Here is a 19,006-nt window from a genome sequence, read left to right as displayed (position 1 = left end):
CGTCCGGCCGGGTCCGCCTCATCCCAGCAGGATCGTGACGTCGATGTTGCCGCGGGTGGCGTTGGAGTAGGGGCACACCTCGTGGGCCTCGTCCACCAGCTTCGCCGCGATCTCCGCGTCGAGGACCGGCAGCGAGACGCTCAGGGCGACGGCGAGGCCGTAGCCGCGCCGGTCGTTGGGGCCGATGCCGACCTTCGCGGCCACCGTGGACCCGGTGAGGTCGTAGCCCGACCGGTTGCCGACCAGGATCAGGGCGTTGTGGAAGCAGGTGCTGTAGCCGGCCGCGAACAGCTGCTCCGGGTTGGTGCCGTTGCCGTCGCCGCCCAGCTCCGGCGGCATCGCCACCTTCAGCTCGATCTGCCCGTCCTGGCTGGTGACATGGCCCTCCCGGCCGCCGTGCGAGGTGGCCTCGGCGACGTAGGTGATCTTCCGCGGGCGGGTGTCGGTGGTGGCGCCGTCGGTCAAGGGTGGCCTCTCCCCAGCAAAGAAGGTGAACCCGGCAACTACTTCGTGCCCAAGGTACTGGCCGGGAATCAGCTTTATTACCGGGGGGTAGCCACGGGTGATGCGGGCCACCGCACCGCCCCGGCCGCTCAGGCGCCCGTCGCCACCGAGCGCGGGTCGAAGCCGAAGGGCAGCTCCAGGCGGTGGGCGCGCATCAGGGCGTCGTCGGTGAGCAGATCACCGGTCGGCCCGTCCGCCGCGATCACCCCCTCGCTGAGGATCAGCGCGCGCGGGCAGAGCTCCAGGGCGTACGGCAGATCGTGCGTGACCATCAGCACGGTCACGTCCAGGGCGCGCAGGATGTCCGCCAGTTCGCGCCGCGAGGCGGGGTCGAGGTTGGACGAGGGCTCGTCCAGCACCAGGATCTCCGGCTCCATCGCGAGCACCGTCGCCACGGCCACCCTGCGCCGCTGCCCGAACGAGAGATGGTGCGGCGGCCGGTCCTGGAACCCGGCCATCCCGACCTGCTCCAGCGCCCGCTCCACCCGGGCCGTGAGCTCCGCCCCCTTCAGCCCGGCCGCCGCCGGCCCGAAGGCCACGTCCTCACGGACGGTCGGCATGAAGAGCTGGTCGTCCGGGTCCTGGAAGACGATCCCGACCTTGCGCCGGATCTCCGCCATGTGCGCCCGGCCGACGGGCAGACCGGCGACCCGCACCGAGCCCGTGCCCCCGCCGAGGATGCCGTTGAGGTGCAGCACCAGCGTGGTCTTGCCGGCGCCGTTCGGCCCGAGCAGCGCGACCCGCTCGCCGCGCCCGATGCGGAAGTCCACGCCGAACAGGGCCTGATGGCCGTCGGGGTAGGCGAAGGCGAGGCCGGAGACCTCCAGGGAATGTTCCGTCACAGCACGAGTCACAGCACCCATCCCAGCAGACAGACGACCAGGGCCGCACACGGCAGGGCGAGGGCGTACGACCACTGCGCCCGGGACGCGGTCACCTCGTCGATCACCGGCATGACTCCGGAGTACCCCCGGCTGACCATCGCCAGATGGACCCGCTCGCCGCGTTCGTAGGACCGGATGAACAGCGCGCCCGCCGTCTTGGCCAGCACCCCCCAGTGCCGCAGGCCCCGGGCCTCGAAGCCGCGCGACTCCCGCGCGATGCGCATCCGCCGCATCTCGTCGGTGATGACGTCGCCGTAGCGGATCATGAAGGACGCGATCTGCACCAGCAGCGGGGGCAGCTTCAGCCGCTCCAGGCCGAGCAGCAGCTCCCGCAGTTCGGTGGTGGCGGCCAGCAGGACGGACGCGGCGACGCCCAGGGTGCCCTTGGCGAGCACGTTCCAGGCGCCCCACAGGCCGCTGACGCTCAGCGACATGCCCAGCACCTCGACCCGCTCGCCCTCCGCCACGAACGGGAGCAGCACGGCGAACGCGACGAACGGCACCTCGATCAGCAGCCGCTTCGCCAGGAAGAGCGCCGGTACGCGCGCGATCACGGCCACCGTCGCCAGCAGCACGGCGTACGCGGCGAAGGCCCACATCGCCTCGCGCGGGGTCGACACCACGACCACCACGAAGGCGAAGACCGCGGCGAGCTTGGTGTGCGGCGGCAGGGCGTGCACGGGTGACGATGCCGCCCGGTAGAGCTTGTGGGCGTGCCCCGCACCCATGTCAGACGCTCGTGCTCGTGGGCGAGGCGACGTCCGTCCCGTCCGTACGGCGCCAACGCACCGCCCAGAAGATCGCGCTGCCCGCGGCGACGGTCACGCCGACGCCGATCACGCCGGCGAGGCCGCCGGAGACCCGGGCGTTGTCGACGTCCCTGACGCCGTAGTCGGCGAGCGGGGAGTCGGCGTTGTGGTGTTCCTCGGCGGACGCGGCGAAGCCCTTGTCCTCGGCGACCTTCTCCAGGCCGTCGGGGCTCGCGGAGGCGTAGAAGCTGACGACCCCGGCGAGCACCAGGGAGGTGGCCAGACCGCTCAGCAGCAGCGTGCGGTGGGAGGTCCGGTGCACGGGGACCGGGGCCTCGGCGGCCGGGGCGTCGACGATTTCGCCGCCGACCCGCAGCTTCAGCGGCCGGCGCAGGTCCCGCGCGTCGTAAACGAGGTCCGGCCGTACGGCGACGACGGCGCCGACGGTCAGCGCGGTGATCACCGCCTCGCCGATGCCGATCAGGACGTGCACGCCGACCATGGCGGTGGCGACCTTGCCGATCGGGACGTCGGTGGTCCCGCCGATCGCGTAGAACGCCGTGAAGGCGAGCGCGGCGGCCGGCACCGACACGAGCGCGGCCACGAAGGAGGCGCTGGTGAGGGACCGCCGGGTGCGTGGCAGCAGCTTCACCAGGCCCCGGAAGACGACGTAGGCGACGCCGACGCCGACCACCGACATGTCGGTGATGTTCACGCCGAGCGCGGTCAGGCCGCCGTCGGCGAACAGGACGCCCTGCATGAGCAGGACGACGGATATGCACAACGCCCCGGTGTAGGGGCCGACGAGGATCGCGGCGAGGGCGCCGCCGAGCAGATGCCCGCTGGTCCCGGCGGCGACCGGGAAGTTCAGCATCTGCACCGCGAAGATGAACGCCGCCACCAGGCCGGCGAGGGGCGCGGTCCGCTCGTCGAGTTCGCGGCGCGCGCCGCGCAGGCTCACGGCGACGGCGCCGGCGGCGACGACTCCGGCCACGGCGGACGTGGGCGCGTTGATGAATCCGTCAGGTACGTGCACGCCTCGATGATGTGGCTTAATGCGAACCTATTGCAAGAGCGAGGCTCTCCCCGTTGTGAACATGAGATAAGCCGCTCCGTCAGGCGTAATCCAGGAAATATGGGACATTGGATGGGTAGCGGATTGATAGTTTCCGCTCCGGTGACACACGGTGAAAGGGCCGTCCGATGTCCGTGGTCGAGCAGTACGCACGCGCCCATATCGTCACGGACACGGATGTCCAGCTCCTCGACGAACGGGGAGCGATTCCGGTGGTCCTGCGCTACGACCCCGACCGCGATCCCCGCGCCGTGCGCATCGGCCTGCCCGGTCCGCACGAGTGGACCTTCGACCGTGAGCTCCTCGAACGCGGCCTGCGCGCCCCGGCCGGATCCGGCGAGGTCCGGGTGTGGCCGTGCGGGCGGGTGCAGGCCGTCGTCGAGTTCCACTCCCCGCAGGGGACGGCGGTCGTCCAGTTCGACACCAAGGCGCTGATCCGCTTCCTGCGGCGCACCTACATGGCCGCCGCCACCCCCGTCGGCTGACGCGGGACGCCGCCCGCGCCGGTCAGCCCTGCTTCAGCAGCGCCGCCACGATGGGCCCCGCCGTCTCGCCGCCGTGCCCGCCCGACTGGACGACACCGGCCGCGGCGAGATCGCCCCGGTAGGCGGTGAACCAGCCGTTGGGCTTCTTCTGCCCGTCGACCTCGGCGGAACCCGTCTTGGCGCCGACGTCACCGGTGACCCCCGCCATCGCCTCCGCCGCCGTGCCGTACGCCGCCGTGTAGGCCATCAGTCCGCGCAGCTTCGCCAGCGTGTCCGCGGACATCGTGCGCGAGGCCGTGGCCAGCTTGCGGTCGTCCACCGACGGGGCCACCAGGTACGGCTGATGGAAGACGCCCGCCTTCACCGTCGCCGAGACCGACGCCATGTTCAGCGGGTTCATCCGCACCCCGCCCTGGCCGATGAGCGACGCCGCCATCGACGCGGCCGACTGCACCGGCACGGCACCGTCGAAGGTGGGCACACCGATCGCCCAGTTGTTCAGCGACAGGCCGAAGACCTGCTGCGCCTGCCGGGTCAGGTCGTCGTCGTCCAGCTTCGGCGCCTGGCTGATGAACGCCGTGTTGCAGGACCGGGCGAAACTCGCCGTGAACGTGCCGCCCTTGATCTCGAACTTGTCGTCGTTCTGGAACTTCCAGCCGCCGTACGTGAAGTACTTGGGACACGGATGCGTCTTGTCCGGCGAGGCCAGCCCCTTCTCCAGCAGCAGCGACGAGGTGATGACCTTCATCGTCGAACCGGGCGCCAGCGAGCCCTGGAAGGCGGTGTTGAAGCCGGGGTTGGAGTTCGCCACCGCCAGGATCTCGCCCGTCGAGGGCCGCAGGACGACCACCGAGGCACGGGAGCGGGAGCCGACCTGCTGCTCCGCGGCCTCCTGCAGGCTCGCGCTGAGCGTCGTGCGCACCTCGCCCGGCGTGCCCTCGCTCAGCTCCAGGACCGTCTTGTCGGACAGCTTCTGCTTCTCGGAGGCCGTGCCGCGGACCACCCGGAGCTCGACTCCGGCCTTGCCACCCGCCGTCTTGCCGTACTTCTCGCGCAGTCCGTCCAGGACCGGCCCCAGCGACGCGTACTTCTCCGTGGACAACTCGTCGCCGTCCCGGTCCAGCGCGGTCACCGGCGGCGTGCCCGCCTCGCCGGTGACCAGCCGGTCACCCTCGCGCAGATCGGGGTGCAGGACCGACGGCTTCCAGCCCACCAGCGGCTCGCCGTCCGCGGCCCGGCGCACCACCGTCAGCGAACTGCGGTAGGTCAGCGGCTTGCTGACGCCCTGGTACGACACCGTGCCCTTCACCGTGAACGGCACGCTGTCGCCGGCACGCGCACCCGGGGTGAGCGTGAGGTCCTTGATGCGGGCGTCCTTGGCGTACGCGGCCAGCAGCGCCTTCGCCGCCGTGGCATCGTCGGTGGCGTCCGCCGCGCCGGCCACCTCGCCCCGCTGCCAGGCCGTGAGGAACGCCTGGGCCGTGCTGCCGATCTCCTTCGCCGACAACGGGCCCGTCTTCACGGTCCGCTCCCGCCCGGCGGCCGTCGTGGACGCGCCGTCCTCGCCCGAGGAGCCCGTGCCGAACAGCGCGTACGCGCCGACCCCGGCGCCGGCCACGACCACGGCGATCACACCGCCGATGACGGCGGGACTCGTCTTCCGTCGCTCGGCGACGCGCCTTCTCTTGCCCACTGCTTCCCGATCCTCCGCGCAATCCCCGGGCCCCGCCCTAGCGAGGCACGGCCCTTACGGCCGTACCGGCCGCGTGGTCGTCACAGTCCCCAACGACGGCACCACCCTAGAGTCCCCGCCTGAGCGGGTGACGTCAGCCACCCGCGCGCAGCACGGCCGCCACGATCGGACCCGCCGCCTCGCCGCCCCGTCCGCCCTGCTGGGCCATGGCCGCCGCGGCGACGTCGTCGCGGTAGCCAGTGAACCAGCTGTCCGCCTTGGCGTTTCCGTCCACCTCCGCCGAACCGGTCTTCGCGCCGATCTCGCCGGACAGCCCCGACATCACGGACGCGGCGGTGCCGCTGGTGGCGGTGCGGTTCATCATGGCGCGCAGCTGCGCGGCGGTGTCCCCGGACAGGCCCTGCGCCTTGGCCAGTTCCCGCCCGTCCAGGCTCTGCGGCACGATCACCGGCTGCCGGAACGCGCCCGTCCTGGCGGTCGCCGTGATCGAGGCCATGTTCAGCGGGCTCATCTGCACCTGGCCCTGGCCGATCAGGTTGGCGGCGGTGTCCGGGCCGCCCGCGGCGGGCACCGAGCCGTCGAAGGAGGGGACGCCGACCTTCCAGTCGTCGCGCCCGATCCCGAACCGGTCTTGCGCCTCCCGGGTCAGGGAGTCCACCTTCACCTCGTCCGCGAACTTGATGAAGGCGGTGTTGCAGGAGCGCGCGAAGCTCTCGGAGAGCGTGGCGCCCTCGTTCGGGGTCATGCCCTCGAGGTTGTGGAAGGTCTGGCTCTCCGAGACCGCGTTCGGCGGACAGGGCGCCGGACCGTTCATGCTGGTGATGCCGTTGTCGATGAGGGTCGCCGCACTGACGATCTTCATCGTGGAGCCGGGCGCCACCTGGCCGAGGAAGGCCGCGTTGAAGCCGTCCGCGCGGTTGTTGGCGACCGCCAGGATCTCGCCGGTGCTCGGCTTGACGGCGACGACCGAGGACTCGTCGTACCGTCCCACCGCCTGCTCGGCGGCGGCCTGCACGGGGGCGCTCAGCGTCGTCGGCAGCTTGCCGGGCCTGCCCTTGGAGAGGGTCAGCAGGGTGGTGTCGGCGGCCTCGGTGGCGGTGTGCCGGACGGCGAGCTCGACGCCGGGGGTGCCGCCGGCCCGTTCGCCGTAGCGGGCGCGCAACTCGTCCAGGAGCGGGCCGAGTGAGGGGTACTTCTCCTTCGACAGCACCGTGCCGTCGCGGTCCACCGCCTCCACCTCCGGGGCCGCGGACTCCCCGGTGACAAGGATGTCACCGTCCTTCAGACCGGGGTGCACCACCGACGGCTCCCAGTCGACCAGCGCCCGCCCGGTGCTCTCCCCGCGCACCACGGTGAGCGTGCTCCGGTACGCCAGCGGCTTGGACTTCCCGCCGTACGACACCGTCGCCCGGACGGAGAACGGCACCGTCCGCCCCCGCGTCGCGCCGGGTGTGATCTTCACGTCGGTGAGACCGGCGTCCTGCCCGAACGACGTCAGGACCGGCTCGGCCGCCTCCTCGAAGTTCGTGAGGGACGCCGCCCGCGCGCCCTGCCCGCTCTCCCAGGCCGCGAAGAACGCCCGGCTCGTCTCCTTGACCTCCGCGCCGCTCGGCGGCCCGCTCCGCAGCGGCTCGCCCTGGGCCGCGGGTGCGGTCCCCCCGTCGTCGCTCAGCGCGGAGACGAAGTTGAAGGCGCCGTACCCGGCCCCCGCGACCATCACCGTGAACACACCGCCGACGACGGTGGCCTTGACCCCCTTGCGCATGAAGCGCCCCCTCCCCGTGGACAGACCTCCGCACTCTAAGTGCGCGCTGCGACGAGAGTGGCGGGAGTTCCCAGATCGTTAGGACGATCAGTCGTCCCCGCCGCTCTGCCGCGAGCGGGCGTTCCGGCTCGCGCCGCGGGCCAGCTCGCCGCCGAGCAGCGTCGCCTTGGCGACACCCCGTGCCCAGCGCGGAGCGTCGCCCCGAGCCGCCCAGAAGACACAGACGCAGCCCCCGATGAGCAGCAGGAGGACGACCGAGAGGATGACGAGCACGCTTACCCCGTTTCGTGTGATGGTGCCGGTGTGGACGTTCCCCGCTACACCCAGGTGTCGAGCCACATTCGCGACCGCCAGTCGTCCATCGGGATGGACTGGCCGGTGTAGATGGGCCAGAAGTAGATGAAGTTCCAGGCGATCAGCAGGACCAGGACGCCGGCTCCCGTGGCGCCTGCCACCCGGCGGGTGTCGGTGGAGCCCGGGGGGCCGACCAGGGCGCCGATCAGCATCGCGACGGCCAGGCAGAGGAAGGGGACGAAGACCACGGCGTAGAAGAAGAAGATCGTACGCTCCTGGTACAGGAACCAGGGCAGGTAGCCGGCGACGATCGCGCAGGCGATGGCGCCCGCGCGCCAGTCGCGGCGGAAGAACCAGCGCCACAGCACGTACAGCAGCGCGAAGCAGCCCACCCACCACAGCATCGGGGTGCCGAGCGCCAGCACCTCGCGCGCGCATTTGTCGCCCGCGTCGACCGGGCAGCCGTCCGCGCCGGGGGCGGGGGACTCGTAGAAGTACGACACCGGGCGGCCGGTGACGATCCAGCTCCACGGGTTGGACTGGTAGGTGTGCGGCGAGGACAGGCCGACGTGGAACTCGTACACCTGGCTCTCGTAGTGCCACAGGCTGCGCCACCAGTCCGGGAACAGCCACGACCAGGCGCTGTCCTTGCCGTCGGTGGTGGCCCAGTTGCGGTAGTAGCCGCCCGAGCCGTCGCCGGAGGACAGGATCCAGCCGGTCCAGGAGGCGAGGTAGGTGACGATCGCGACCGGGACCGTCGACAGGAACGCCCAGCCGAGGTCGTGCTTGACGACCGCCTTGTACGGATGCCGGGCACCCGCCACCTTGCGGGCGCCGACGTCCCACAGCACCGCCATGACGCAGAACGCGGCCAGGATGTACAGGCCGTTCCACTTGGTGCCGATGGCCAGGCCCAGCATCAGGCCCGCCGCGATCCGCCACGGCCGCCACCCGATGCGGGTTTCCTCCGCCGTCCGCGCGTCCGGCCGGACCAGGCCCCCGGGATCCACGGGCAGCGCGGCGGCCAGTTTCGCCCGCGCCCGGTCCCGGTCGACGAGCAGACAGCCGAACGCCGCCACCACGAAGAACATCAGCACGCCGTCCAGCAGCGCGGTGCGGCTCATCACGAAGTGCAGCCCGTCCACCGCCACCAGCGCGCCCGCGAGGCAGCCGAGGAACGTGGAGCGCAGCAGCCGGCGCCCGATGCGGCACAGCAGCAGGACCGACAGCGTGCCCAGCAGCGCCGTCATGAACCGCCAGCCGAACGGGTTGAACCCGAACATCAGCTCGCCGAGCCCGATCACGTACTTGCCGACCGGCGGATGCACCACGTACGCCGCGTCCGTCGGGATGGGCACGTCGCCGTTCTGGGACAGGATGAGGTCGTTGACGTTCTTGTCCCAGTTGACCTCGAAGCCGCGGTGTACCAGCGCCCACGCGTCCTTGGCGTAGTACGTCTCGTCGAATATCACCGCCTTCGGGCTGCCCAGGTTCCAGAACCGCAGCACACCCGCGAACAGCGTCACCAGCAGCGGCCCGCCCCAGCCCGACCAGCGGCCGATCCGCGTGGCCAGCGGGTACCGGATGCCGAGCGCCGCCCACAGCCGCGGGCTCGGCTCGGCGTACGGCGGCACGAGGCGGTCCCGGACGTCGACGCGGGGCCCGGCGGGCGCGTATCCGAAACGGCGCAGCCGCTGCCGCCACGACGGTTGTGGCTCGTGGGAGGCCTGGTCCTGCCGGATGTCCGTGGAGGACGCGGTACTGGTCACCGCGCCATCGTAGGGAACCCGTCTGTGGGAGTCCCGTGGACCGCCCCTGCGAGGATGGAAACGTGACAGGAACCCTTGTTTTGGCAGGCACCCCCATCGGCGACATCGCGGACGCGCCGCCGAGACTCTCCGAGGAACTGGAGCGGGCCGACGTCGTCGCCGCCGAGGACACCCGGCGGCTGCGCCGACTGACCCAGGCGCTCGGCGTGACCCCCAAGGGCCGGGTGGTGTCCTACTTCGAGGGCAACGAGGCGGCGCGTACGCCGGAGCTGGTCGAGGAGCTGATCGGCGGGGCACGGGTGCTGCTCGTCACGGACGCCGGGATGCCCTCCGTGTCGGACCCCGGGTACCGGCTGGTGGCGGCCGCTGTGGAGCGGGACGTCCGGGTCACCGCGGTGCCGGGGCCGTCCGCCGTGCTGACCGCTCTGGCGCTGTCCGGGCTGCCGGTGGACCGCTTCTGCTTCGAGGGGTTCCTGCCGCGCAAGGCGGGGGAGCGGCTGTCGCGGCTGCGGGAGGTCGCGGGCGAGCGGCGGACGCTGGTCTACTTCGAGGCCCCGCACCGCCTCGACGACACGCTGGCGGCGATGGCCGAGGCGTTCGGCGCGGACCGGCGGGCGGCCGTCTGCCGGGAGCTGACGAAGACGTACGAGGAGGTGCGGCGGGGCACGCTCGGGGCGTTGGCCGAGTGGGCGGCCGAGGGGGTGCGCGGAGAGATCACCGTGGTGGTCGAGGGCGCCGCCGACAAGGGGCCCGAGGACGTCGGCCCCGAGGAACTGGTGCGGCGGGTGCGGATCCGGGAGGAGGCCGGCGAGCGGCGCAAGGAGGCCATCGCGGCGGTGGCCGTGGAGGCGGGGGTGCCCAAGCGGGTGGTGTTCGACGCCGTGGTCGCGGCGAAGCGTGAGCCCTGAGACGCGTACCCGTGCCAACCCCCGGTAAAGGGTGACGGGCCCTACGGCAAGACACCTCCAAGTCCCGCCCAATACTGGACAGAAGGCGTGCTTCCGGGCCTCTTCGGGAGTCCACTGGGTGAGGGAACGGAACCCGTTCCCCCAGCGGACGACAGGAGCTGGCATGAGCGAGATCGCAGGGCACACCGGCCTTCGCAACGGGGCGACCGCCGTGGTCAACGAGTCGTATTCGTTCGCCTGCATGCGATGCGGGCACGGGTGGGAACAGTCGTACGAGATAGAGCACCACGTCGACGGCGAGGGTCATGAGTTCGTCCTGTACGTGGCCGACGGGCGGATCGTGCCGTCGCCGCTGAGCCGGCCGGGCTGTCAGAACTGCGACGGGCACCTGGTGCGGATCATGCGGGCCGGTCAGGTGTCGTCGGCGCGCGAGGCGGGGCTGCGGCAGCCGTCCGCGGGGACGGCGGCCGGTCCGGTCGCGGTGCCGCGGCCGGCCGACGAACCCGGGGCGCACGGCGAGCAGCATCACTGGCACCTGTCCGACCTGCTGCACGTCTTCCAGCGCAAGGCGGGCTGACCTGATCCCGGGCATGCCTCTCTCGTACGATCGGGGCATGCCCACCTCCGACAGGAACGCCGCACCGCCGCTCCCGCCGCCCCTGGCGGTACCGGTCGCCGACTCGCACACGCACCTCGACATGCAGTCCGGCACCGTGGAGGAGGGCCTCGCCAAGGCCGCGTCGGTCGGCGTCACGACGGTCGTGCAGGTCGGCTGCGACGTGAACGGTTCGCGGTGGGCGGCCGATACGGCGGCGGCGTACGAGAACGTGCACGCGGCCGTCGCGCTGCACCCCAACGAGGCCCCGCGCATCGTGCACGGCGACCCCGACGGCTGGTCCCGTCAGGGGGCCCGCGAGCCCGGCGGGGACGCGGGGCTGGACGAGGCGCTCGCCGAGATCGACCGGCTGGCCGCGCTGCCCCACGTGAAGGCGGTCGGCGAGACGGGACTGGACCACTTCCGTACCGGGCCCGAGGGCATGGCGGCGCAGGAGCGGTCCTTCCGCGCGCACATCGAGATCGCCAAGCGGCACGGCAAGGCGCTGGTCATCCACGACCGCGACGCCCACGCCGACGTGCTGCGCATCCTGAAGGAGGAGGGCGCGCCCGAGCGGACGGTGTTCCACTGCTACTCCGGCGACGCCGAGATGGCCGAGGTGTGCGCCCGCGCCGGGTACTACATGTCCTTCGCCGGCAACATCACCTTCAAGAACGCCCAGAACCTGCGGGACGCGCTGGCCGTGGCGCCGCTGGAGCTGGTCCTGGTGGAGACGGACGCGCCGTTCCTGACACCCGCGCCCTACCGCGGACGGCCCAACGCTCCGTATCTCGTTCCGGTCACGGTGCGCGCGATGGCCGCCGTGCGGGGCATCGGCGAGGACGCCCTGGCCACCGCGATCGGCGCGAACACCGCACACGCCTTCGGTTACCGACCCCCGACGCGCCACCCTGAGTAGTCGCGTCGCTTTGGAGAGTGACGAACGCTCCGCTAGGTTCTGGGGGCCCGATCCGGACCCCTCTGGACCCCTCCGGCTGCTGGAGCGTGTCGGCGTGAGCAACTCGCAGTACTCGCAGTACTCGCAGGACGAGACGTACGGGACCCACCCGCCGTACGAGCCCTTCGACGCCCTCGGCCCCTTCGAGGCGTACGACCCGTCGCCCGAACACGACGGGTTCGACGGGTTCGACGGGCCGGACGGGCTCGACGGGTGGGACGTGCACAGCGCGCCGACGCTGCCCTACGGCACCACCCACGCCGCCTACGCCCCGTACGACCCGTACGGCGCCGTGGCCGAGGACACCTACCGCCCCGCGTACGAGACGGCCGAGTCGCTGGTGCCCCGGCAGAGCACGCCGGAGACGACCGGCCCCGTCGGCCGCCCCGGGGCCGGCGGCCGGGCCGCGCGACGGCGCAGGGGGCGGTCCGGCGACCGACCGGACACCTCCGTGCGCCGCCTGCTGCCGCGGGCGCTGGTCGTCGCCTTCCTCGCCGGCGGCACCACCGCCTTCGTCGCCGAGGACAAGGCCGTCGAGCTGACCGTCGACGGCGAGCCCCGCGAGCTGCACACCTTCGCCGACGACGTCGGTGAGCTGCTCGCCGAGGAGGGCGTCGAGATCGGCGCGCACGACATGATCACGCCCGCGCCGGGCGCCGAGATCGGCCACGGCGACGAGATCGCCGTGCACTACGGCCGCCCCGTCCGGCTCACCCTCGACGGACACCGGCAGGAGGTGTGGACGACGGCACGGACCGTCGAGGGAGCGCTCCGGCAGCTCGGCGTACGGGCCGAGGGCGCGTATCTCTCCGCCGCGCGCTCGCAGGCCATCGGACGGGCCGGTCTCGCCCTGGACGTGCGCACCGAGAGGTCCGTCACGGTCATGGCCGACGGCCGGGCCCGCACCGTCCGCACCAACGCCGCCACCGTCGGCGAGGCCGTCCGGGCGGCCGGGGTCACCCTGCGCGGCCAGGACACCACCTCCGTCCCGCCGGACAGCTTCCCGCGCGACGGGCAGACGGTGACCGTGCTGCGGATCACGGGCGGCAAGGAGACCCGCGAGGAGGAGATCCCCTTCGAGGTGCGGCGGGTCGAGGACCCCACGGTGTTCCAGGGCACGGAGGTGGTCGAGCAGGCGGGCGAGCCGGGGCTGCGCCGGGTCACCTACTCCCTGCGCACGGTCAACGGGGTCCGGCAGAAGCCGCGCCGGATCAGGACCGAGCTGGTGCGCGAGCCGACCGCGCGGCTCGTGAAGGTCGGCACGAAGCCGATGCCCACCTCGGTCCAGGGCGCCGACCACCTCGACTGGAACGGCCTCGCCGTCTGCGAGTCCGGCGGCGACCCGGGCGCCGTGGACCCCTCCGGGACGTACGGCGGCCTCTACCAGTTCGACACCGGCACCTGGCACAGCCTCGGCGGCAGCGGCCGCCCCCAGGACGCCCCGGCGGCAGAGCAGACGTACCGCGCGAAGAAGCTGTACACCCGGCGCGGCACAGGACCCTGGCCGCACTGCGGGGCGCGACTGCACGGATAGCCGCGGCGGCGGCCACGGATAGGCTGTCGCCGTGAGCAGCCCCACCCCCGACGCCCTCCTGGGTCCCGCCGACATCCGTGAGCTGGCGGAAGTCCTCGGCGTACGACCCACCAAGCAGCGCGGCCAGAACTTCGTCATCGACGCGAACACCGTCCGCCGTATCGTCCGCACCGCCCAGGTCAGGCCCGACGACGTGGTGGTGGAGGTCGGGCCCGGACTCGGCTCGCTCACCCTGGCGCTGCTGGAGGTGGCGGACCGGGTCACCGCGGTCGAGATCGACGACGTGCTGGCCGCCGCGCTGCCCGCCACCGTCGCGGCCCGCATGCCGGAGCGGGCCGACCGGTTCGCGCTGGTGCACTCCGACGCGATGCGCGTCACCGACCTGCCCGGTCCCGCGCCGACCGCCCTGGTGGCGAACCTGCCGTACAACGTGGCCGTCCCGGTCCTGCTGCACATGCTCGACACCTTCCCGACCATCGAGCGCACCCTCGTGATGGTGCAGGCGGAGGTCGCCGACCGGCTGGCCGCGCCGCCCGGCTCGAAGGTGTACGGCGTGCCGTCGGTGAAGGCCAACTGGTTCGCCGAGGTCAAGCGGGCCGGTGCCATCGGCCGCAACGTCTTCTGGCCCGCGCCCAACGTGGACAGCGGGCTCGTCTCCCTCACCCGGCGCGCGGAGCCGATCGCGACTACCGCCTCGCAGCGCGAGGTCTTCGCCGTCGTCGACGCGGCGTTCGCCCAGCGCCGCAAGACCCTGCGGGCCGCGCTCGCGGGATGGGCCGGTTCCGCGGCGGCCGCCGAGGCGGCGCTCGTCGCGGCGGGCGTCTCGCCGCAGGCGCGCGGCGAGTCCCTCACGGTCGAGGAGTTCGCCCGCATCGCGGAGGCCGCGTCGCCGCGCGAGGCGCATCCCGCGCCCCCGAAGGAGAGCATGTGAGCGTCACGGTCCGGGTCCCCGCCAAGGTCAACGTCCAGCTCGCGGTCGGCGCCGCCCGCCCCGACGGCTACCACGACCTGGCCAACGTCTTCCTGGCCGTCGGGCTGTACGACGAGGTCACGGTCACCGCGGCCGACGAACTGCGCGTCACCTGCGAGGGACCCGACGCGGCCCAGGTCCCCCTGGACCGGACGAACCTCGCGGCCCGCGCCGCCGAGGCGCTCGCCGCGCGCCACGGCCGCCGCCCCGACGTCCACGTGCACATCGTCAAGGACATCCCCGTCGCCGGCGGCATGGCGGGCGGCAGCGCGGACGGCGCGGCCGCGTTGCTCGCCTGCGACGCGCTGTGGGGCACCGGCGCCGGCCGCGACGAGCTCCTCGACATCTGCGCCGAGCTGGGCAGCGACGTGCCGTTCAGCCTGGTCGGCGGGGCCGCGCTCGGCACCGGCCGGGGCGAGCGGCTGACGCCGCTCGACGTCGGCGGCACCTTCCACTGGGTCTTCGCGATGGCCGGCCGCGGGCTGTCCACCCCGGCCGTCTTCCGGGAGTTCGACCGGCTCGCCGAGGGCACCGAGGTCCCCGAGCCCGTCGCCTCCCGGGAGCTCCTCGACGCCCTCGCCAAGGGCGACCCCGACGCGCTCGCCGCCGCCGTCTCCAACGACCTCCAGCCCGCCGCGCTCTCCCTCTTCCCCGCGCTGGCCGACACCCTGGCGGCGGGCCGTGCCGCCGGCGCCCTCACCGCGCTCGTCTCGGGCTCCGGCCCGACCACCGCCTTCCTCGCCCGCGACCCCGAGTCCGCGGCGAAGGTGGCGCAGGCCCTGAGCGCGTCGGGCACCTGCCGGACGGTGCGCACGGCGTCGGGCCCGGCACCCGGCGCGACGGTGCTCGGCGGCTGACCGGCCCCGACCCGCGGTCGCGGCCGGTTTGACGACAGGGCCTAGGCTGGGAGGCTGACCGATCCCCGCGAGCAGGAGTGAAATGGCCGTCAACCTGGTCAATGTCGAGAACGTCAGCAAGGTGTACGGCACCCGGGCGCTCCTCGACGGCATCTCCCTCGGCGTCTCCGAAGGGGACCGCATCGGCGTCGTCGGCCGCAACGGCGACGGCAAGACCACGCTCATCAGGATGCTGGCCCGCCTGGAGGAGGCCGACACCGGCCGCGTCACCCACTCGGGCGGGCTGCGCCTGGGCGTCCTCACCCAGCACGACTCCCTCGACCCCGCGGCCACCGTCCGCCACGAGGTCATCCGCGACATGGCCGACCACGAGTGGGCGGGCAACGCCAAGGTCCGCGACGTGCTCACCGGCCTGTTCGGCGGGCTCGACCTGCCCGGCTTCCCGCAGGGCCTCGACACCGTCATCGGCCCGCTCTCCGGTGGTGAGCGGCGCCGCATCGCGCTCGCCAAGCTGCTCATCGACGAGCAGGACCTGATCGTCCTCGACGAGCCCACCAACCACCTCGACGTCGAGGGCATCGCCTGGCTCGCCCGGCACCTGCGCGAGCGCCGCTCGGCGCTGGTCTGCGTCACCCACGACCGCTGGTTCCTGGACCAGGTCTGCACCCGGATGTGGGACGTGCAGCGCGGTGACGTCCACGAGTACGACGGCGGCTACTCCGACTACGTCTTCGCCCGCGCCGAGCGCGAGCGGATCGCCGCCACCGAGGAGGTCAAGCGGCAGAACCTCGTCCGCAAGGAGCTGGCCTGGCTGCGCCGCGGCGCCCCCGCCCGGACCTCCAAGCCGCGCTTCCGTGTCGAGGCGGCCAACGAGTTGATCAAGGACGTGCCGCCGCCCCGGGACAGCTCCGAGCTGATGAAGTTCGCGTCCTCGCGGCTCGGCAAGACCGTCTTCGACCTGGAGGACATCACCGTCCAGGCCGGTCCCAAGGTGCTCCTCAAGCACGTCACCTGGCAGCTCGGCCCGGGCGACCGCATCGGCCTCGTCGGCGTCAACGGCGCCGGGAAGACCTCGCTGCTGCGGGCCATGGCCGAGGCGGCCCGCACGGAGGGCGAGGCGCAGCCCGCGGCCGGCCGTATCGCCGTCGGCAGGACGGTCAAGCTCGCCTACCTCTCCCAGGAGGTCGCCGAGCTGAACCCCGCCCTGCGGGTCCTGGAGGCCGTCCAGCAGGTGCGCGAGCGCGTCGACCTCGGCAAGGGCCGCGAGATGACCGCGGGGCAGCTCTGCGAGACGTTCGGCTTCAACAAGGAGAAGCAGTGGACGCCCGTCGGGGACCTCTCCGGCGGTGAGCGGCGCCGGCTTCAGCTGCTGAGGCTGCTGATGGACGAGCCGAACGTGCTCTTCCTCGACGAGCCCACCAACGACCTCGACATCGAGACGCTGACCCAGCTGGAGGACGTCCTCGACGGCTGGCCGGGCTCGATGATCGTGATCTCCCACGACCGGTTCTTCGTGGAGCGCACCACGGACCGGGTGTTCGCCCTGCTCGGCGACGGCACGCTGCGGATGCTGCCGCGCGGGATCGACGAGTACCTGGAGCGGCGCCGCAAGATGGAGGAGGCCGTCGCTGCGGCCACCCCGGCGGCGCCGGTGAAGCAGGCCACCGAGAGGAGCGCCGCCGACCAGCGCGCGGCCAAGAAGGAACTCCAGAAGATCGAGCGGCAGTTGGACAAGGTCTCCGAACGGGAGGCCAAGCTGCACGCGCGGATCGCGGACAACGCCACGGACTTCGCGAAGGTGGCCGAACTGGACGCCGAGCTGCGCGGGTTGGCCGGGGAGCGGGAAGAGCTGGAGATGCGGTGGCTGGAGCTGGCCGAGGACGCCTGAGTCCCGGCGCCCAGGCGCGTTCCCGTGGCTGCGCTCAGGGCGCGCGCGTCGCGTGAAGGGGGCGTGAAGGCGCGTAACAAGGGCATCACGGGCCGGTGCTCCCTTGGGAACAGGGGTGGTTCCGGCCCGGTCCGTCGTGGGCCCCGGGTGATAGAAATGGGCGGTCTGAGAACCGTCTGAGAATCGTGGGTGTGGCGGAAACGCAGCGCCAGGGGCGCGGCGCCACATCAGTCACAAGGGGGAACCGCTGATGACCCAGCCGCCCAACCAGCCGCCGGGTGGCGGCTTCGGCGCGCCACAGGACCAGCCGCCAGGCGGCGGCTTCGGCGCACCGCAGGATCCGCGGCAGTCCGGTGGTTTCGGCCCGCCGCAGGATCCGTCGCAGGGCACGCCCCCGCCGCCCGCGCAGCCGCCCCAGCCCCCGCAGGGTCCGCCGCAGCCGGGTTACGGCTATCCGCAGCAGCCCGGTCCCGGTCCGTACGGGCAGCCGCAGCAGCCGGGCCCGTACGGCACCCCGGGCCCCTATGCCCAGCAACAGCCGGGCCCCTACGGACAGCAGCCCGGCTACGGCTATCCGCAGCCCCAGTACCCGGGTGCCCCCGGCACGCCCCCCGGTTCCGGTTCGCGCAACCCCTTCCGTGGCAAGCCCGCGCTGGCCGTCGGTGCCGCGGTGGCGGCGCTGCTGCTGATCGGCGGCACGGTCTACGCCGTGACGAGCGGTGGCGGCGACGACGACAGGAAGCCGGTCGCCCAGCAGAGCGACGACCCCAAGCCCTCCGCCTCCGACGCCCCGGTCAACCCCGGCGACGGCAGCGGTGACGGCGGCGCCGACCCCGACGACCTCAACGCGGGCCGCAAGGCGGGCGAGGCGAAGGTGCTCTGGTACAAGGAGGCACCCGACGCCCCCGGTTCGGGCGCCGACGCCCCCGGCATGTGGGTCACCGACAAGACGGCGGTGAAGGCGGCGTACAAGGAACTCGTCGCCTATGACGTCGGCGACGGCAACCCCACGTGGGACACGATCACCTTCCCGCAGGAGATCTGCTCGGTCACCTCGGGGAAGACGGCCGACGACAAGATCGTCGTGGCGTACATGAGCGGCGCCAGCGACCGCGCCAAGTGCAACCAGATCCAGCTGATCGACCTCAACACGGGCGAGAAGGGCTGGAGCGGCGAGGTCGCGGACGGCGCGCTCTTCGACAGCGCGCTCAGTGTCGAACTCAGCCTGGCCGGCAACACGTTGATGGTGGGCCGCTCGCAGTCCGGCACGGCCTACGACGTCCGGACCGGCAAGAAGCTCTTCGACAAGAAGAAGTACGGCGACTCCTGCTTCCCGAGCGCCTTCGCGGGCGGGGAGCGGCTGATCTCGGTCGCCTCCTGCGGCGCGGCGACCGACAACCAGCACGACGAGATCCAGGAACTGGACCCGAGGACCGGCAAGGTCAAGTGGACCCGGGCCTTCGACAAGGGCTGGCGGGTCATGCGCGCCTACTCCCTCGACCCGCTGGTGATCTACAGCACCAACGAGGACAAGGACGCCTGGAACATCTCGACGCTCGACGCCAAGGGCGGGTTCCGCTCCCAGGTGAAGATCGACGAGAGCTTCGCGCCCGAGTGCGGCTGGTCCGTCCTCCAGCGCGACCTGACCGGCTGCGAGGGCGTCGCGGCCGACGCCGACACGCTCTACCTGCCCACGGAGGCCAGTGGCGGCGCGAACGAGATCGTCGCCGTCAACCTGGCCACCGGCAAGGAGAAGTGGCGGGTGAAGTCCCCCGCGGAGGAGTCGATGCTGCCGCTCCAGGTCGAGGGCGGAAAGCTCATCGCCTACGTCCAGCCGTCGTACGACGCGGGCGGGCGGATCGTCTCCGTGCCGACGACCGGCAGCAGCCATGTGCCGACCGACCTGCTGAGGAACCCCACCGGCGCGGCGGAGGTCGAGGGCAGCTTCTTCTCCCGGGACGTCGCCTGGGTGGACGGCCGCTTCTACATCTCCACGACCAGGCTGTCCGGCGCGGACGAGGCCAAGGAGAAGCTGATGCTCGCCTACGGCAAGTGACGCGCCCCCACGACTCGTTCCG

At 72.5% G+C, this 19,006-nt stretch carries 17 protein-coding genes; 9 read left to right on the top strand and 8 right to left on the bottom strand.

The window, feature by feature from the left end; translation table 11 throughout:
* Window positions 1–18: 18 nt before the first annotated feature.
* The 4 genes from ACIP2X_RS35445 to ACIP2X_RS35430 form a co-directional block, all read right to left on the bottom strand.
* Window positions 19–465, bottom strand: coding sequence for an organic hydroperoxide resistance protein (locus ACIP2X_RS35445; RefSeq protein WP_401681631.1), 447 nt, complete (start codon window positions 463–465; stop codon window positions 19–21).
* Between the two features lie 128 nt (window positions 466–593).
* Window positions 594–1,367, bottom strand: coding sequence for an energy-coupling factor ABC transporter ATP-binding protein (locus ACIP2X_RS35440; RefSeq protein ID WP_401681628.1), 774 nt, complete (start codon window positions 1,365–1,367; stop codon window positions 594–596).
* Complete coding sequence (cbiQ, locus tag ACIP2X_RS35435) at window positions 1,355–2,116, bottom strand: cobalt ECF transporter T component CbiQ (RefSeq protein ID WP_401681625.1); 762 nt, start codon at window positions 2,114–2,116, stop codon at window positions 1,355–1,357. The genes ACIP2X_RS35440 and cbiQ overlap by 13 nt, the downstream gene beginning before the upstream one ends.
* A gap of 1 nt (window position 2,117) precedes the next feature.
* Window positions 2,118–3,173 (bottom strand): energy-coupling factor ABC transporter permease, encoded by a 1,056-nt coding sequence (locus ACIP2X_RS35430; RefSeq protein ID WP_401681623.1) that lies wholly within the window; start codon window positions 3,171–3,173, stop codon window positions 2,118–2,120.
* A gap of 167 nt (window positions 3,174–3,340) precedes the next feature.
* Here ACIP2X_RS35430 and ACIP2X_RS35425 point away from each other — a divergent pair, with 167 nt between their 5' ends.
* Window positions 3,341–3,697: an SsgA family sporulation/cell division regulator gene (locus ACIP2X_RS35425; RefSeq protein WP_401681621.1), complete on the top strand. Its 357-nt coding sequence runs from the start codon at window positions 3,341–3,343 to the stop codon at window positions 3,695–3,697.
* A gap of 22 nt (window positions 3,698–3,719) precedes the next feature.
* On the opposite strand, the gene ACIP2X_RS35420 is transcribed toward ACIP2X_RS35425, so the two are convergent.
* The 4 genes from ACIP2X_RS35420 to ACIP2X_RS35405 all read right to left on the bottom strand — a co-directional run bounded on the left by ACIP2X_RS35420 (window position 3,720) and on the right by ACIP2X_RS35405 (window position 9,218).
* Window positions 3,720–5,390, bottom strand: coding sequence for a penicillin-binding transpeptidase domain-containing protein (locus ACIP2X_RS35420; protein WP_401681618.1), 1,671 nt, complete (start codon window positions 5,388–5,390; stop codon window positions 3,720–3,722).
* A 133-nt stretch (window positions 5,391–5,523) separates the two neighbouring features.
* A complete protein-coding gene (locus tag ACIP2X_RS35415) occupies window positions 5,524–7,155 on the bottom strand; it encodes a penicillin-binding transpeptidase domain-containing protein (RefSeq protein WP_401681615.1) in 1,632 nt (543 codons plus the stop codon).
* An 87-nt stretch (window positions 7,156–7,242) separates the two neighbouring features.
* Window positions 7,243–7,428 carry a hypothetical protein gene (locus tag ACIP2X_RS35410; protein WP_401681612.1) on the bottom strand — a complete coding sequence of 62 codons (186 nt, stop codon included), beginning with the start codon at window positions 7,426–7,428 and terminating at the stop codon, window positions 7,243–7,245.
* A gap of 44 nt (window positions 7,429–7,472) precedes the next feature.
* Window positions 7,473–9,218, bottom strand: coding sequence for a dolichyl-phosphate-mannose--protein mannosyltransferase (locus tag ACIP2X_RS35405; RefSeq protein WP_401681609.1), 1,746 nt, complete (start codon window positions 9,216–9,218; stop codon window positions 7,473–7,475).
* A gap of 62 nt (window positions 9,219–9,280) precedes the next feature.
* Between ACIP2X_RS35405 and rsmI the strand changes: the two genes are divergently transcribed.
* The 8 genes from rsmI to ACIP2X_RS35365 all read left to right on the top strand — a co-directional run bounded on the left by rsmI (window position 9,281) and on the right by ACIP2X_RS35365 (window position 18,984).
* Entirely contained in the window at window positions 9,281–10,126 is an 846-nt protein-coding gene (gene rsmI, locus ACIP2X_RS35400; protein ID WP_401681606.1) for a 16S rRNA (cytidine(1402)-2'-O)-methyltransferase, read from the top strand.
* A 163-nt stretch (window positions 10,127–10,289) separates the two neighbouring features.
* On the top strand, window positions 10,290–10,703 hold the full coding sequence (locus ACIP2X_RS35395; RefSeq protein ID WP_401681604.1) for a hypothetical protein: 414 nt from the start codon (window positions 10,290–10,292) through the stop codon (window positions 10,701–10,703).
* A gap of 37 nt (window positions 10,704–10,740) precedes the next feature.
* A complete protein-coding gene (locus ACIP2X_RS35390) occupies window positions 10,741–11,640 on the top strand; it encodes a TatD family hydrolase (RefSeq protein WP_401681601.1) in 900 nt (299 codons plus the stop codon).
* 94 nt (window positions 11,641–11,734) lie between these two features.
* Window positions 11,735–13,213, top strand: a complete 1,479-nt coding sequence (locus ACIP2X_RS35385; RefSeq protein WP_401681598.1) for a ubiquitin-like domain-containing protein — start codon at window positions 11,735–11,737, stop codon at window positions 13,211–13,213.
* 31 nt (window positions 13,214–13,244) lie between these two features.
* Window positions 13,245–14,144: a 16S rRNA (adenine(1518)-N(6)/adenine(1519)-N(6))-dimethyltransferase RsmA gene (gene rsmA, locus ACIP2X_RS35380; RefSeq protein WP_401681596.1), complete on the top strand. Its 900-nt coding sequence runs from the start codon at window positions 13,245–13,247 to the stop codon at window positions 14,142–14,144.
* Window positions 14,141–15,040, top strand: a complete 900-nt coding sequence (locus ACIP2X_RS35375) for a 4-(cytidine 5'-diphospho)-2-C-methyl-D-erythritol kinase (protein ID WP_401681593.1) — start codon at window positions 14,141–14,143, stop codon at window positions 15,038–15,040. Before rsmA ends, ACIP2X_RS35375 begins: the two co-directional genes overlap by 4 nt.
* Window positions 15,041–15,122: 82 nt before the next feature.
* Entirely contained in the window at window positions 15,123–16,928 is a 1,806-nt protein-coding gene (locus ACIP2X_RS35370; RefSeq protein ID WP_401681590.1) for an ABC-F family ATP-binding cassette domain-containing protein, read from the top strand.
* Window positions 16,929–17,178: 250 nt separating this feature from the next.
* Window positions 17,179–18,984, top strand: a complete 1,806-nt coding sequence (locus ACIP2X_RS35365) for a PQQ-binding-like beta-propeller repeat protein (protein WP_401681587.1) — start codon at window positions 17,179–17,181, stop codon at window positions 18,982–18,984.
* The last annotated feature ends 22 nt before the right edge of the window (window positions 18,985–19,006 follow it).

Source organism: Streptomyces sp. NPDC089424, assembly GCF_044749345.1.
GTDB lineage: Bacteria > Actinomycetota > Actinomycetes > Streptomycetales > Streptomycetaceae > Streptomyces.
Note: the sequence above shows the minus strand (reverse complement) of the source record. Positions and strands in the feature narration are given on the sequence as shown.

What these genes read in the sequence shown, in the direction of transcription:
- ACIP2X_RS35370 (WP_401681590.1), top strand. Translation starts at nt 15,123, where the DNA reads ATGGCCGTCAACCTGGTCAATGTCGAGAACGTCAGCAAGGTGTACGGC.
- ACIP2X_RS35365 (WP_401681587.1), top strand. Translation starts at nt 17,179, where the DNA reads ATGACCCAGCCGCCCAACCAGCCGCCGGGTGGCGGCTTCGGCGCGCCA.
- ACIP2X_RS35440 (WP_401681628.1), bottom strand. Translation starts at nt 1,367, where the DNA reads ATGGGTGCTGTGACTCGTGCTGTGACGGAACATTCCCTGGAGGTCTCC.
- ACIP2X_RS35390 (WP_401681601.1), top strand. Translation starts at nt 10,741, where the DNA reads ATGCCCACCTCCGACAGGAACGCCGCACCGCCGCTCCCGCCGCCCCTG.
- ACIP2X_RS35395 (WP_401681604.1), top strand. Translation starts at nt 10,290, where the DNA reads ATGAGCGAGATCGCAGGGCACACCGGCCTTCGCAACGGGGCGACCGCC.
- ACIP2X_RS35415 (WP_401681615.1), bottom strand. Translation starts at nt 7,155, where the DNA reads ATGCGCAAGGGGGTCAAGGCCACCGTCGTCGGCGGTGTGTTCACGGTG.
- ACIP2X_RS35425 (WP_401681621.1), top strand. Translation starts at nt 3,341, where the DNA reads ATGTCCGTGGTCGAGCAGTACGCACGCGCCCATATCGTCACGGACACG.
- cbiQ (WP_401681625.1), bottom strand. Translation starts at nt 2,116, where the DNA reads ATGGGTGCGGGGCACGCCCACAAGCTCTACCGGGCGGCATCGTCACCC.